Source organism: Pseudomonas sp. 05L36 (assembly GCF_056398125.1).
This window is the reverse complement of sequence record NZ_JBFTOU010000023.1, coordinates 97,027-111,255: the sequence shown is the minus strand read 5'-3', so window position 1 is coordinate 111,255 and position 14,229 is coordinate 97,027. Positions and strand designations below refer to the sequence as shown.

The following is a 14,229-nucleotide window of genomic DNA, read 5'->3' as shown; positions in this document are numbered from 1 at the left end:
CGTTTATCGGTTCACCTAAAAAGATCTTGCAATCGATGTATTACGGTATACCATCAGACCTACAAACACATAAAAAACGCGTCACACCACCCGAGGACCGTCCAATGATCGATGCCGCCATCTACAAACAAGTCATGGGCTCGTTCCCGTCCGGAGTGACCGTGATCACCACCCTGGATGACGACGGGCAAATCGTCGGCCTGACCGCCAGCGCCTTCAGCTCGCTGTCGATGGACCCGGCCCTGGTGCTGTTCTGCCCCAACTACAGCTCCGATTCCTACCCGGTACTGATCAAGAACAAACGTTTTGCGATCCACGTGCTGTCCGGCGGCCAGCAAAACGAAGCCTATGCTTTCGCGCGCAAAGGCAAGGACAAGGCCCAGGGGATCGAGTGGACGTTGAGCGAACTGGGCAACCCGATTCTGGCCAACGCCACGGCGGTCATCGAATGTGAGTTGTGGCGCGAATATGAAGGCGGTGATCACGCGATCATGGTCGGCGCGGTGAAGAACCTGATCGTGCCCCAACAGAGCAGCGGGCCACTTGTGTATTGCCACGGCAAGATGGGCGCCCTGCCCGTTCTGGCCTGACCATTGAAAAGATCGCAGCCTTCGGCAGCTCCTACAGGGGCAAACGCATCTCGCCCGTAGGAGCTGCCGAAGGCTCGGGCCGCGTTCGGACGATCTTTTGCCCTTCAATACGTATTATGGTATACCAATAATCAACAGGCCCGCAGTCGACAGGCCAACAACAAAAGATCCGAGGTAAGCGTCATGAAGTTTTCCCTGTTCGTACACATGGAACGTTGGGACGAAAGCGTCAGCCACCGCCAGTTGTTCGAAGACCTGACCGAGCTGACGCTGATGGCCGAGGCCGGTGGTTTCAGTACCGTATGGATCGGCGAACACCACTCCATGGAATACACCATCTCGCCAAGCCCGATGCCGTTGCTGGCTTATCTGGCGGGCAAGACCACCACCATTCACCTCGGTGCCGGCACCATCATCGCGCCGTTCTGGCATCCGCTGCGGGTGGCCGGTGAATGCGCGTTGCTCGACGTGATCAGCAACGGGCGCATGGAAGTCGGTCTGGCCCGTGGTGCCTACCAGATCGAGTTCGACCGCATGGCCGGCGGCATGCCGGCATCCTCCGGTGGCCAGGCGCTGCGGGAAATGGTTCCGGTGGTGCGCGCACTGTGGAACGGCGACTACGCCCACGACGGCGACATCTGGAAGTTCCCGACCTCCACCAGCGTGCCCAAGCCGATCCAGCAGCCGAACCCGCCGATGTGGATCGCCGCCCGCGACCCGGACTCGCACAACTTCGCCGTGGCCAACGGCTGCAACGTCATGGTCACGCCGCTGATGAAAGGCGACGAAGAAGTCCTCGACCTGAAGAACAAATTCCAGGCCGCGCTGGACAACAATCCTGGCGTGCCGCGCCCGCAACTGATGGTGCTGCGTCACACCCACGTGCACACCGCTGACGATCCACAGGGCTGGGAAGTCGGGGCCAAGGCGATCTCGAAGTTCTACCGCACCTTCGATGCCTGGTTCGGCAACAAGACCACCCCGGTCAACGGCTTCCTCGCGCCGAGCCCGGAAGAGAAATTCGCCGGTCGCCCTGAGTTCGAGCTGGAAAGCCTGCACAAGACCGCCATGATCGGCACCCCGGAAGAAATCATTCCGCGCATCAAGTACTACCAGGAACTGGGGGTCGACGAATTCAGCTTCTGGTGCGATAACAGCCTGCCCCACGCGGAGAAGAAAAAATCCCTGGAGCTGTTCATCAAGCATGTGGTGCCAGCGTTCCGCTGATTGCGCCGTCCTGCGCCCCGGACGCGAAGCCAGGGTGTAGGAGCGAGCTCGCTCGCGATGGACGCCAACGATAACGCGCGCCATCTGAATGACCGCGTTGTCCAGAGTTTTTCGCGAGCAAGCTCGCTCCTACAGGTATGCATTTGTCCTGTGGGAGCAGGCGTTCCCACAAGGGTCGATTCCAATGATGACTGGTCGTCTCCCACCACTCGCCCTTCCCTGCGGCGCCGCGCGGGCTTACCTGCGCGGTGAATGGACCGCTTCGCACCTGCATTTCAAGCGCCTGCGCGCCAGCGTTTCGGCCAAGCAGAACGGCTTCTGGCAAATAGTTCACTGAGCCCACCCGAACAGCCAATCACGCACCCCGCGTCTCGCCATTGCATGGCGCGTGCGGTGCATCGTGTTTCGCCTTTGATCAGGTTTGCCCAATGAACAATAACAACGCGCTGTTGATCATCGACATGCAGCAGGAGGACGGCTTCGTCCTGGAAAACTTCGACAGGGTGGTCGCCCATACCGCCGCCCTGCTCGATACCGTCCGCCGTCAGCGGATGCCTGTCATCTATACCCGCCACGTCAATCAGGCCGACGGCAGTGACCTGCCCCGAGGCGAACCTCTGGCCGCCGACGGTGGCCCCGGCAGTTACCGCGCCGGCACCCGGCAAGTGGAAATCATCGAAGATCTGGCACCGCTGCCGGGTGAATGGATCTTCGACAAGGGCCGTTACAGTGCCTTTCACCGCACCGATCTCGATGCACGACTCAAGACACTGGAAGTCAACACACTGATCATCTGCGGCGTGCTGACCGACGTCTGCGTGCTGACCAGCGTGTTCGATGCCTTCGCCCTCGGTTATCGCGTGCGTCTGGTCAGCGATGCCTGCACCACGACCACCGAGGCCGGGCATTACTCGGCCCTGCTGATCATGGCCAACTGGGTCTACTCGCTGGAAATCCTCACGAGTGAACAGTGCCTGCGTGCCCTGCAACAACTCGATTACATCAGCCTGATCCCCGAGCGTCCGGACCTGTTTGCCCACCAGCCCCATGAGCTGGAAAGCACCATCGCCCGTCTGCAATCCCGTCTCGTCCGGACTCAGGAGTGATCGCCATGCAAGTTGAAAAAAGAAGCATCGATTTCATCCCCGAGACCGAACGCCACGGCAAGCCGGGTTCGCTGTTCTATATCTGGTTCGGCGCCAACATGAACATCACCACCATCGCCTCCGGCGTGTTGCCGGTGGTGATGGGGCTCAACCTGTTCTGGAGTGCGCTGGCGATCATCATCGGCTCGTTGCTGGGGGCGATTTTCATGGCCTCGCACTCGGCACAGGGACCGAAGCTGGGCATTCCGCAAATGATCCAGAGCCGGGCGCAATTCGGCGTGTTGGGGGCGGTGTTGCCGCTGCTGTTCGTGATGCTGATCTACCTGGGCTTCTTCGTCAGCAACACTTTGCTCGCGGCCCAGGCGCTGGAGTCCGTCAGCCCGCTGCCGATGTCCGGCAATATCTACCTGATCGGCGCGTTGTGCTTCGTCGTCGCGCTCTATGGCTATCGGTTGATTCACCGCCTGCAGAAGCTGCTGTCGATTCTGTCGCTGGTGGTGTTCGTCGCCGCCACGGTGCTCGCCTTGCAGTTGCCGATCCCGGCCGAACAATGGCTGCCGACAGGCTTCTCGCTGTCGAAGTTCCTGGTGGCGGTGAGCATCGCCGTGACCTGGCAACTGTCCTACGCGCCTTACGTCGCCGACTACTCGCGCTACCTGCCGAGCAGCACCCCGACCGCCCAGGTGTTCTGGTACAGCTACGCCGGCACGGTCAGCGGTGGTGCGTGGATGATGATTCTCGGGGCAATCCTGAGCGTCGGCATCGGCGACTTCTCCAGCAACGTCGGCGGGCATGTCGCCGGTCTGTTCGACACTGGCGCGGTGCTGTTGTTCGCCTTCATCGTCTACGGCCAGGTGTCGATCAACGTGTTCAACCTGTACGGCGCGTTCATGTCGACCATCACCGTGATCGAGCCTTTCGCCCGACTCAAGGTGACCCCGCGAGTACGCGGCGTGTTCATGCTGCTGATCAGCCTGGTGGCCACGGCCCTGTGCACCATCAGTCAGGACGACTTCATCAACTTCTTCCTCAACTTCATCTTCTTCATGAGCTACTTTCTGATCCCGTGGACGGCGATCAATCTGGTGGACTACTACTGCCTGCGCAAAGGCCAGTACCGGATTGACGACATCTTTGACCTGAACGGGATCTACGGGCGGGTCAACTGGATCGCCTGCGGCAGTTTCCTGCTGGCGATTGCCCTGGAAATTCCGTTCATGAACACCACGCTGTACGTCGGCCCGGTGGCCACGGCGCTGGACGGAGTGGATCTGGCGTGGATCGTCGGGTTGCTGGTGCCGGCGTTGAGTTACTACTGGCTGATGAAGCTCGGCAAGCGAGCGCCGATGATGGAGTCAGCAGCCGACTGATTTTCAGGCAAAAAAAAATCCCAGGCAGCTGATGGACGCCTGGGATTTAAAAATGCATAAACCGTGGTGGTGAACGCGGCGCGGATATTACGGAATATTTCGGCCTGTAACAAGATATTTTTATTCACCATCCAGTTACTAAACGTTCTAACCCCTTCAATATCCACATATTTTCTAAGGGCGACTAGAGGAACCAGCGATACTCCCGCGCGCTGATGTCATGCAGAAATGCCAGATGATCCTGCCGCTTGTTTTCGCAATAAACGTCCACGAACTCCGCCCCCAAGCCTTCGCGCAGCGATGAATGACTTTGCATGGCCTGCACCGCTTCAAGCATTTCCAACGGAAAATCGATGCCACTGCTGCGGTCTTCGTTGAGCGGTGCAATCGGCTCGCGCTCCCCTTCCAGGCCTTGCTCCAGGCCCACCAGAATCGCCGCCAATGCCAGATACGGGTTGGCATCGGCGCCCGCCAGGCGATGTTCGATGCGCAGGTTCTTGATGTCTGACTCCGGAATACGCAAGCAGGCATCGCGATCCTCGAAGCCCCAACTGGCGCGGGACGCGACGTTCACGGTGGCGCTCAAGCGGCGCATGGCGTTGTGGTTCGGAGCAAAGATCGGCATGCAGTGCGGCAACACCTCCAGGCATCCGGCCACCGCATGGCGCAGCGCCCGCTGGCCGTTCGCCGCCAGCAGGTTGTTGCCGGCCTGGTCATACAGGCTGACATGCACGTGCATGCCGCTGCCGGGGTGTTGCAAGTAAGGTTTGGCCATGAAGCTGGCGCGGTAGTTGTGCTTGAGCGCCACGCCACGGGTGCTGCGGCAGAACAGGGCGGCCCAGTCGGCGGCGCGCAGGCCGTCATCGCAATGGCCGAAGTTGATCTCGAACTGGCCCGGGCCGAGTTCGGCGGTGATCACCGTGGCATCGACGCCTTGGGCTCGCGCGGTCTCGACCATTTCATCGAGCACCGGGGCGAAGCGCGACAAGCGTTCGATGTGCATGTTCGGCTGATCGTCGGCATCGCCGGTCAGCTCATCACGGGGGAACTGCGGCAAGCCGTCCTTCAAGCGGCTGTCGAACAGGTAGAACTCCAGCTCGAAGGCCACCACCGGGAAAATGCCTTTACGGTGAAGTCGGTTCAACACCTGGGCCAACACTTCGCGAGGTTCGAATTCGATGGGTTTTTCGGTGCCGTCGGAGGTGATCAGCATCTGGCCCAAGGGCTGTTTTTCCCAGCTCACCAGCTTCAGCGTGCCGGGCACCAAACGGCGCAGCGCGTCCGGGTCACCATCGTTGAAGCAGTAATCACCGATCTTGAACAGCCCGCCCTGGGTGCCGAGCAGCACGCAGTTTTGCGGCAGCTTCAGTGCACTGCCGGCAGCGACTTTTTCCAGCATCTCGATCGGGTAGCGCTTGCCGTAGAAATGCCCTGGAATATCCAGGGAGATCAGGTCGACGTAACGCACTTCGGGGTTGCAGTGGCGGAAGTTGCGAACCTCGGCCAGCAGATCAGAGCACACAGCATCCATCGATTTGTTCCTTGTCGTTATCAGGTGTAAACCCAAAGCACGCGGGTCAGTTGGTCGGACCGGTTGCCGTAGCGGCAGTGCGCATGGCTGGCCAGTTGAAAGCTGTCGCCGGGATGCAGGGTCACCGGTTCGTTGTCGTCGAGCCATAGGGTCAACTGCCCTTCCAGGACGTAACCGCCCTGCTCCGAGCTGTCCTTCATGTGTCGGTCACCGCTACTGGCGCCGGGTTCGAGCTGGCTTTCGAGCATCGAAAAGGACGCGCGCATTTTTGGCGAAACGAGGATGTCGGTGATGCCGTCGGCGTAGTACAGCGTGCGGCGCTCGTCCGGGCGGGTGACCCAGGACAAGGCCATGGGTTTGGGCAGGCTGTAGAAATAGGTGGTCGGCACGCCGAGGGTTTCGCTGATGGCGGTCAAGTCCGCTACCGTCGGGCGCGACAGGCCGCGCTCGACCTGGGACAGAAAACCCACGGAGCGACCGATTTTGTCCGCCAGTTCCTTCAGGGTGTACTTTTTGTGTTTGCGCAGGTCCTGGATCAGGATCGCCAGCGCCGAGATTTCTTCTTGCATGTCCATCTTGAGGCTTCCAGAAAGTGTCGCTTCAAATGCTGTCGCGCAGTCGATACCAGGCCTTGCCGATGGCTTCCAGCGGCGCGGCCAGGTATTTGCCGCCGGGAAAACTGCCGTTGTTCAGGCCCTGGTACAGGGACAACTCGTCGGGCTGACCGAGGATCGCGTCGGACACCGCCCGCGCCGCGGCCAGTGTCGGCAACACGCCATGCCCGGAATACCCCTGCATCCAGTAAAGATCGCCGCGCCGTCCGATATCCGGCGTGCGTTTGAGGGTCAGATCAATGTGTCCGCCCCAGGCAAACTCCAGATCGACGCCGGTGAGTTGCGGGAACACGCGCTCCAGGAACGGCCGGGTCGCCGCGGCGATGTCCTTCGGCATCCCGCCCAGGTAAGTGCAACCACCGCCGAACAGCAGGCGGTTGTCCGGGGTGCGGCGGAAATAATCGAGCACGAACTGGTTGTCGGTCACGCACACGTTGCTCGGCAGCAGCGCGGTGGCTTGCTCCTCGGTGAGCGGCGCGGTCGCGACCTGATAGGTCCCGACCGGCAACACGCAACTCGCCAGATGCGGGTCGAGTCGATCGAGGTAAGCGTTGCACGCCAGCACCAGCACATCGGCGCGAACACGACCGCGCTCGGTGGTCACCACAAACCCGTCGCCCTCCTCGCCATAACTCAGCGCCTTGCTTTGCTCGTGGATGCGGCCACCGGCCCGCTCGATCGCATCGGCCAGGCCCAGGGCCAGTTTCAGCGGGTTCAAATGCCCGCCTTCGGGATCGAACAGGCCGGCCTGATAACGCTCGCTGGCCACCCACTGCGGCAAATCGCTGCGCTCGATAAATTGCAGTTTGTCGTGGCCCCACTTGTGGCTGGCCTCGTGTTGCCACTCCGTCAGCAGTCCGACCCGACGCGGCATCACCGAAGTCCAGAGATGGCCGGCGCGGTAGTCGCAATCGAACCCATGGCGGCCGGGCAAATCACGCAACTCGCGTGCGGCCCAGCGCATGCCGTCCCACAGTCGCCGCGCCCGTTCGTAACCCAGCGCCGCTTCCAACGGTGGCATGTCGCACGACCAACCGAGAATCGCCTGCCCGCCATTGCGCCCCGAAGCGGCCCAGGCCACCCGGCTGGCTTCGAGCAAGGTCACGCGCTTGCCGGCCAGCGCCAGGCGCAAAGCCGTGTGCAATCCACTGAAACCGGCCCCGATGATCAGCACTTCGGTGTCTTGCTCACCTTCCAGTGCGGCTCGATCGACCAGACGATCGGCGCAGGTGTGGGCGTAATAGCTGGCAACGTGTTGGTCGGACTGCTGAAACATGCAAGCCTCATGAAATTTTCTATTTATAATTTCATGAAAAAATACACCGTAAATTTCACGCAGGCAAATGGCGCGCAAAAAAAACCGGATGCACACCAGACATCCGGTTTTTTCTCGATTCGGCGAAAAACGGTCGGCGACCGATTTTCACTCTCTCGCGCTTACAAGCAATCACGCACGATTTTGCGCAGGTCGCCGGACTTGGCCCAAGGTGGCCCCTGATACAGCGATATCCGGCTGCCGTCCTTGTACTTCACGATATCCAGCACTTCGTCAGCCGTGATCACGCTGGGCGCGGTGATGCGGTATCCGTTGGATATCGAAACCTGGGTGGTATTCGCTACTTCCTTTTGCCAGGCCGGCAAAACGCACGCTGCATACTCTTTTGGCGCCTTCGTGCTGTGCTTGCTGACATTCGGCTCGCCCGGTACCAGCGACGCCGGCAACGAACACCCGGCCAGCAATGCCAGAGCGACTCCCCCCATCAACATCCGCATGCTGCTTCCTCAAATTCGAAAAAAGAAAATGTAGCTTGCCGTCGTCCTTACATCCACCCCCAACGATTCAGCGACAGTCATTGATATCGCTTCCCTCGTTTAGTTCCTTGCGTTCGGATAAGCCATCCATCTTTCTTGGGCAGGACAGCGTATTTTCTCGTTCACTTTCAATTCCCGACCAAAGGAAACCCCGCTGATTCAGACGAACACAACATCCGGCCCGGTAAACAGGTCTAAAATTCCGGAGTGAAGAGTTCAGGAGGTCGTCATGTGGCTTAACGAATCGGAACAGGAACTTCGGCGTGATCTGCAAGGGCTTGCGTCAGATTTGCGCTGGTCGGCTGTGGAGCTGTTGCGCATCGAGCAGCAATTGCGCCTGCTCGGGAACGACATCGACGCACAAGCCGTTCAGAAACTGTGTGCTTTGTTTCAGGGTGATGAAGCAAAACTGTCCGGCTATGCCGAGGAAGTGAAAGCCAAGGTCATTAGCCGCAACAAGGCTCAATAGCGGGAGCGCTGCCATGAACAGGCCTCTATTCACGCTGGTCGTCGCACTGACCGCGTTGGCAGGCTGCAGCACCAACTCGATCTACCAGGAGCAGCCGCTGGTTGCGAAAGTCGACACCGGCATGAGCCAGGAGCAAGTCCGGCAAATCGGCGGCCAGCCCTTGGCGGTCACTGATCGTACCGTCGAACCCGGTACGTGCTTTGACTACAAACTGACTCAGTCCGGCCATCAACAAACTTACAATGTCAGCTTTGACGGCCGGGGCATGGTCGACCACAAAAGCTTTATGACGTGCGCGGAATGGAGCCACATGCAACAAAAGGCCCGAGAACCCTCCCGCCCCAGCGGAGGCGGCGGCTACTAGCGCCCTTAAGGACTTTGTAGGAGCGAGCTTGCTCGCGAGGGTCGTCAACGAAGACGATGTAAGCCTGACACCCCGCGATGCACTCAGGTTCATCGCGAGCAAGCTCGCTCCTACAGGAGATTACCGGAGAGCCGGGGCCTCGGGCTGGACTTCACTTTGCTTGATGGCTACGCGCAGGCCTGCCAGCACGAGCCCTGTAGCCGGGCAGCGACGCGGCAAACGCCAGTGCTTCTTCCCGACTGTCAAATGAAGCCAGTCGGTCACCCTGGGTACATACCCGCCAGGGGCCGTTGCTCACTCTGAGTACGTCATAGCCATTCATGTGCATTTTGTTCAGCATCGGAACGCTCATAGTCACCTCCTCCTGGGCAGTGATATCAGGTTGACTTGCTTACCTTACACCCACCCTTCTCCAAAATACCGACCAGACATCGCCATGAAGATTCCCGAATCCGGTTGCACTTGGACCCTAACCCTTGGCCAACGCCGTCGCTGCCCTGTCGATCAAGGCCGCCACTTCGGCGGGCATCGACGCCAGGGACGCATGGCTGGCAGTCAAGGTCAGAATCTCCCGGGCGTTCAGCCGCTCAGCCATCCATTGCTGGTTTTGTGGAGCGATCATCCGGTCCCCGGTCGAAATCTGATACCACGATGGTTTTTTCTTCCAGGCCACCGTGCCGATAGTGTCACCGAAGGTACTCGCCAGCGGCGCTTTCTGGGTGAGGCCCATGACCAACCCTTCGGTCGCCGGCAGGTCCTGACAGAAGCTTTCGTGATAGAGCTCTGGCTTGACCCACAGGTAACCGTCGCTATCGGGCGCCAGGTTGGCCGCCGCCGATGGCAGATGCCGTTGGGTAATGCCACCGGGGCTTTCACCAGCGTCCGGCGCAAATGCGGCGATATACACCAGGCCCACCACATTCGGCAAATCACCCGCTTCAGTGATCACCGCACCGCCATAGGAATGCCCCACCAGCAGCACCGGCCCCGGCACCTGGGCGACCATCTTGCGCGTACGCTCGGCATCATCGGCCAAGGACGTCAGCGGTAACTCGACGGCACGAATGTTCGTGTCGCCCCGGCTGAGCAATTTGACGATGACCTTGTTCCAGTGGGCAGCGCCGCCCCAAAAACCATGGACCAGCACGATCGTGGGTTTGTCACTCATCACCATGACTCCGTTGTTTGCCGATGGGGTTGTCTGTCGCTCGCCTCAGCCCTGATCGCCGCCGCCCACGGGCATGACCATGCCGGTGATATAGGACGCTTCGTCGCTGGCCAGAAACAGAATAGCCCCCGCCTGCTCATCCAGGGTGCCGTAGCGTTTCATCAAACTGCTGTCGAGGGTCTGGTCGACGATCTGCTGGTACCAGAGCTTTTCCTGCTCGCTCTGGTCGGCACCGTTGCGGGGTATGCGTCGCGGAGGTGCTTCGGTGCCGCCAGGTGCAGTGGCGTTGACCCGCACGCCACGACCGGCGGTTTCGAATGCCAGACAAGCGGTCAATGCATTGACCCCACCCTTTGCCGCACCGTAGGGCACGCGGTTGAGGCTACGGGTGGCGATGGAGGATACGTTGACGATCGCCCCGCTGCCCTGCGCCAGCATGAACGGCAGCGCCGCATGGCAACACCACAAGGTCGGGAACAGCGAACGGCGAACCTCGGCCTCGATCTGCGAGGCTTCATAGTGCTCGAACGGCTTGGCCCAGATCGTCCCGCCGACGTTATTGACCAGCACGTCGAGGCGATCGAAGCGCTCGACGGCGGTTTGCATCACCCGACAGCATTCGTCGTATTGTTCAAGATCGGCGGTCAGGGCCAGCACCTGGGTGGTCGAGGCCAGATGTTGCTGGACTTCGAACACCAGGTCGGAGCGGTCCACCAGGATCAGCTTCGCTCCTTCGGCGGCCATACGCTCGGCCACCCGCCGGCCGATGCCTTGGGCAGCGCCGGTGATCAGTGCGACTTTTTCGTGAAATCTGTTCATGTGTACCTCATGACGACGGATGCCCATAAACCTGTAGGAGCGAGCTTGCTCGCGATGGTCGTTAACGATAACGCGTGTTTTCTGAATAGACGCGGCGCTCAGAAGAACTTCGCGAGCAAGCTCGCTCCTACAGGGAATTTTTTGCCGAGGGCGGTATTCGAGTACACCCTCGCTATCACTTCGCGATTTACGCCGCGCTGGCAGCAAATTTTTCGTAGTAGAAATTCGCAGGCGCGATGCCTTGTTCGCGGATGAACTGGCTGACGGCCTCGACCATCGGCGGCGGGCCGCACAGGTAAACGTCGACGTCGCCATCGTTCAAATGCTTTGGCTCGATGTGCTGGGTCACGTAGCCCTTGAGCGGGTGCTGACTCTCGGGGCTGGCGACGCAAGCGCTGAAGGTGAAGTTGGGGATGCGCGCGGCGAAGGCTTCGAGGCGGTCGACTTCCACCAGGTCGAAATCGTGGGTCACGCCGTAGATCAGATGCAGCGGATGATCGCTGCCCTGCTCGGCGATCTTCTCCAGCATCGCGGTGAACGGGGCCAGCCCGGTGCCACCGGCCAACAGCAACAGCGGCCGACGGATGTCGCGCAGGTAAAAGCTGCCCAAGGGACCTGCCAGGCTCATGCTGTCACCGGCCTTGGCCATGCCGGTCAGGAAACTGCTCATCAAGCCACCGGGCACGTTGCGGATCAGGAAACTGACCTCGCCGTCGCGCTGCAACGAGCTGAACGAATAGGCACGGGTCTGCTCGCTGCCGGGGATCCCCAGGTTCACATATTGCCCCGGCAGGAACGCCAGTTTGCTCAAGGCCTCGCCCTTGATCGACAGCGCGATGGTGCTGTCGGACAACTGGCGCACGGCGCTGATGGTCGCGTCGTAGCAGGCCTGACGGGTGCGGCAAACCTGCGAGGAGGTCGGTACGCGCACCACGCAATCGCTTTGGGCGCGCATCTGGCAGGTCAGGACAAAACCCTGCTCGGCCTCTTCAGGGCTGAGGGCGTCTTCGATGTACTCCTCACCCAAGTCGTAGGTGCCGGCTTCGGCAAAACACTTGCAGGTGCCGCAAGCGCCGTCGCGGCAGTCCAGCGGAATATTGATGCCTTGGCGGTACGCGGCATCGGCCACCGTTTCGCCGGCATTGGCGTCGATGAATCGGGTGACGCCGTCTTCAAAGTTGAATGCAATGGAATGGGTCATGACGGCCGCCTCACAGGTGGTAAACATCGATGACCTGACGAACGTAGTCGTTCTTCAGGATCACTTTCTTGGCCTTGATCAACGGGTTTTCACCGCGTACGTCGAGGGTGTAGAAACTGCTGCCGAAATAGCTGTCGACGGTCTTGTAGCGAAAACTCAGGGTGTGCCAGTTGAAGCGCACCTTGCACAGTCCGTCGGCCTGTTCGAGCAGCTCGATGTTGCTGATGTTGTGGGAGGTGCGGGTGTCCGGCACGCTGGCGCTGGAGCGCTCGGTCTTGATGCGAAAGATGCGGTCTTCAAGGCCCGTGCGGTTGCCGTACCAGATCAGCGAGATTTCCCGCTGCGGGTCCTCGGTCAATTCGTCGTTGTCGTCCCAGGACGGCATCCAGTACGTCGCGTCGGGGGCGTACATTTCCAGCCATTCGTCCCACTGCCGGTCGTCGAGGTAGCGCGCTTCGCGGTAGAGGAAATCGCGCACGCTGTCGTAGGTGATGGTCATTGCACGTCCTCCACGGCGATCAGTTTCGACTGTTCATCAGCCAGAGCCTTGAGCATGGTCTGCTGCCAATACTTGTGTTGCAGCACGAACAGGCCTTCGTCTTCGGTGCGTACGCCACTGAGCAGCGGGTGCAGGTCAATCTCTTTGGCGGCCTCGTCAGCGCCTTCGATCCAGTGCTCGGCGCCACGGGACATGTCGTTCCAGGTGGTGACGCTGCCCTGGTAGCTGGTCTGGCAGGAGCGGAACTCTTCAAGATCGTCGGGCGTAGCCATACCGCTGACGTTGAAGAAGTCTTCGTACTGACGAATCCGGCTGGAACGGGCGTGATCGCTCTCGCCCTTGGGGGCGATGCAGTAGATGGTGATTTCCGTGCGGTTGACCGAGATCGGCCGGGCGATACGGATCTGCGAGCTGAACTGGTCCATCAGGTACACGTTGGGGTACAGGCACAGGTTGCGCGAATTCTCGATCATCCAGTCGGCGCGGGCCCTGCCGAAGTCTTGCGCCAGCTCATCGCGACGCTCGTACAGCGGACGGTCCTCGGGGTTGGCCCAGCGGGTCCAGAGCAGCATGTGGCCCTTGTCGAAGGAATAGAAACCACCGCCCTGCTTGGCCCAGCTGCCGGCGCTCATGGTCGGATTGCTGTCACCGGCTTCGCGCTGTTTGCGCTGGTTCTGGGTGGCGGCGTAGTTCCAGTGCACGGAGCTGACGTGGTAACCGTCGGCACCGTTTTCGGCGGTGAGTTTCCAGTTGCCTTCGTAGATGTAGCTGGAGGACCCGCGCAGCACTTCCAGGCCATCGGCAGACTGGTCGACGATCATGTCGATGATCTTTGCCGACTCGCCCAGGTGCTCGACCAGTGGCAGCACATCGGCTTTCAGGCTGCCAAACAGGAAGCCGCGATAGGACTCGAAACGCGCAACCTTGGTCAGGTCGTGGGAGCCTTCGCAGTTGAAGCTCGCCGGGTAGCCGGCGTTGGCCGGATCCTTGACCTTGAGCAGCTTGCCGGAGTTGCTGAAGGTCCAGCCGTGGAACGGACAGGTGTAGGAGCTCTTGTTGCCGGACTTGTGTCGGCACAGGGTCGCGCCGCGATGGCTGCAGGCATTGATGAAGGCGTTGAGTACACCGTCCTTGTTGCGCGCAATGAAGATCGACTGGCGCCCCATGGTGGTGGTGTAGAAATCGTTGATGTTGGGGATCTGGCTTTCGTGTGCCAGGTACAGCCAGTTGCCCTCGAAGATGTGCTGCATCTCCAGGTCGAACAACCGGGGGTCGGTGAACATCTCGCGTTTGCAGCGATAGAGGCCCTGCTCGGGATCGTCTTCAAGCAGGGAATGCAAATATTCGGGTCGCAGGGACATGGCCGCCGCCTCCATTGTTATTGTTCAGGCAGGGCCATGCTAGGACGGGGGGTCAGGCTGGAGTATCCGCGGGGTGCAGACCTTTATCCGTTTTGTGC

Annotated in this window: 17 protein-coding genes; 7 read left to right on the top strand and 10 right to left on the bottom strand. The window is 60.4% G+C overall.

Annotation, left to right across the window (positions count from 1 at the left end; genetic code table 11):
• Positions 1 to 104 precede the first annotated feature (104 nt).
• The 5 genes from AC1DKH_RS22770 (at position 105) to AC1DKH_RS22750 (ending at position 4,293) form a co-directional block, all read left to right on the top strand.
• Positions 105 to 590, top strand: coding sequence for a flavin reductase family protein (locus AC1DKH_RS22770; RefSeq protein ID WP_477753854.1), 486 nt, complete (start codon positions 105 to 107; stop codon positions 588 to 590).
• A gap of 183 nt (positions 591 to 773) precedes the next feature.
• On the top strand, positions 774 to 1,817 hold the full coding sequence (locus AC1DKH_RS22765; RefSeq protein WP_007982502.1) for an LLM class flavin-dependent oxidoreductase: 1,044 nt from the start codon (positions 774 to 776) through the stop codon (positions 1,815 to 1,817).
• Positions 1,818 to 2,004: 187 nt separating this feature from the next.
• Positions 2,005 to 2,154 (top strand): hypothetical protein, encoded by a 150-nt coding sequence (locus AC1DKH_RS22760; protein WP_477799397.1) that lies wholly within the window; start codon positions 2,005 to 2,007, stop codon positions 2,152 to 2,154.
• A 91-nt stretch (positions 2,155 to 2,245) separates the two neighbouring features.
• The gene (locus AC1DKH_RS22755) at positions 2,246 to 2,923 is read left to right on the top strand and encodes a cysteine hydrolase family protein (RefSeq protein ID WP_477799373.1); all 678 of its coding nucleotides are present in this window, start codon (positions 2,246 to 2,248) and stop codon (positions 2,921 to 2,923) included.
• A gap of 5 nt (positions 2,924 to 2,928) precedes the next feature.
• Positions 2,929 to 4,293 (top strand): purine-cytosine permease family protein, encoded by a 1,365-nt coding sequence (locus tag AC1DKH_RS22750; protein WP_477799372.1) that lies wholly within the window; start codon positions 2,929 to 2,931, stop codon positions 4,291 to 4,293.
• Positions 4,294 to 4,477: 184 nt separating this feature from the next.
• Here AC1DKH_RS22750 and AC1DKH_RS22745 read toward each other — a convergent pair whose 3' ends face one another.
• From AC1DKH_RS22745 to AC1DKH_RS22730, 4 genes are all read right to left on the bottom strand, one after another.
• Positions 4,478 to 5,824 carry a glutamine synthetase family protein gene (locus AC1DKH_RS22745; RefSeq protein WP_477799371.1) on the bottom strand — a complete coding sequence of 449 codons (1,347 nt, stop codon included), beginning with the start codon at positions 5,822 to 5,824 and terminating at the stop codon, positions 4,478 to 4,480.
• Between the two features lie 20 nt (positions 5,825 to 5,844).
• The gene (locus AC1DKH_RS22740; RefSeq protein WP_150754571.1) at positions 5,845 to 6,399 is read right to left on the bottom strand and encodes a helix-turn-helix domain-containing protein; all 555 of its coding nucleotides are present in this window, start codon (positions 6,397 to 6,399) and stop codon (positions 5,845 to 5,847) included.
• Between the two features lie 25 nt (positions 6,400 to 6,424).
• The gene (locus AC1DKH_RS22735) at positions 6,425 to 7,714 is read right to left on the bottom strand and encodes an NAD(P)/FAD-dependent oxidoreductase (protein WP_477799370.1); all 1,290 of its coding nucleotides are present in this window, start codon (positions 7,712 to 7,714) and stop codon (positions 6,425 to 6,427) included.
• A gap of 161 nt (positions 7,715 to 7,875) precedes the next feature.
• Entirely contained in the window at positions 7,876 to 8,211 is a 336-nt protein-coding gene (locus AC1DKH_RS22730) for a hypothetical protein (protein ID WP_477760487.1), read from the bottom strand.
• 268 nt (positions 8,212 to 8,479) lie between these two features.
• Here AC1DKH_RS22730 and AC1DKH_RS22725 point away from each other — a divergent pair, with 268 nt between their 5' ends.
• Both AC1DKH_RS22725 and osmE read left to right on the top strand, forming a co-directional pair.
• Positions 8,480 to 8,719 (top strand): hypothetical protein, encoded by a 240-nt coding sequence (locus AC1DKH_RS22725; RefSeq protein WP_046043505.1) that lies wholly within the window; start codon positions 8,480 to 8,482, stop codon positions 8,717 to 8,719.
• A gap of 13 nt (positions 8,720 to 8,732) precedes the next feature.
• Entirely contained in the window at positions 8,733 to 9,083 is a 351-nt protein-coding gene (gene osmE, locus AC1DKH_RS22720; RefSeq protein WP_477753862.1) for an osmotically-inducible lipoprotein OsmE, read from the top strand.
• Between the two features lie 151 nt (positions 9,084 to 9,234).
• Here the strand turns inward: osmE and AC1DKH_RS22715 are convergent, their stop codons facing one another.
• The 6 genes from AC1DKH_RS22715 to benA form a co-directional block, all read right to left on the bottom strand.
• A complete protein-coding gene (locus AC1DKH_RS22715; protein WP_477799369.1) occupies positions 9,235 to 9,435 on the bottom strand; it encodes a DUF2188 domain-containing protein in 201 nt (66 codons plus the stop codon).
• A gap of 117 nt (positions 9,436 to 9,552) precedes the next feature.
• Positions 9,553 to 10,251, bottom strand: a complete 699-nt coding sequence (locus tag AC1DKH_RS22710) for an alpha/beta hydrolase (protein WP_477799368.1) — start codon at positions 10,249 to 10,251, stop codon at positions 9,553 to 9,555.
• 45 nt (positions 10,252 to 10,296) lie between these two features.
• Positions 10,297 to 11,070: a 1,6-dihydroxycyclohexa-2,4-diene-1-carboxylate dehydrogenase gene (locus tag AC1DKH_RS22705; protein ID WP_477799367.1), complete on the bottom strand. Its 774-nt coding sequence runs from the start codon at positions 11,068 to 11,070 to the stop codon at positions 10,297 to 10,299.
• 187 nt (positions 11,071 to 11,257) lie between these two features.
• The gene (benC, locus tag AC1DKH_RS22700) at positions 11,258 to 12,271 is read right to left on the bottom strand and encodes a benzoate 1,2-dioxygenase electron transfer component BenC (protein WP_477753866.1); all 1,014 of its coding nucleotides are present in this window, start codon (positions 12,269 to 12,271) and stop codon (positions 11,258 to 11,260) included.
• Between the two features lie 10 nt (positions 12,272 to 12,281).
• A complete protein-coding gene (gene benB / locus AC1DKH_RS22695) occupies positions 12,282 to 12,770 on the bottom strand; it encodes a benzoate 1,2-dioxygenase small subunit (protein WP_477760486.1) in 489 nt (162 codons plus the stop codon).
• Positions 12,767 to 14,131, bottom strand: a complete 1,365-nt coding sequence (benA, locus tag AC1DKH_RS22690) for a benzoate 1,2-dioxygenase large subunit (protein ID WP_477799366.1) — start codon at positions 14,129 to 14,131, stop codon at positions 12,767 to 12,769. Before benA ends, benB begins: the two co-directional genes overlap by 4 nt.
• Between the last annotated feature and the right edge of the window lie 98 nt (positions 14,132 to 14,229).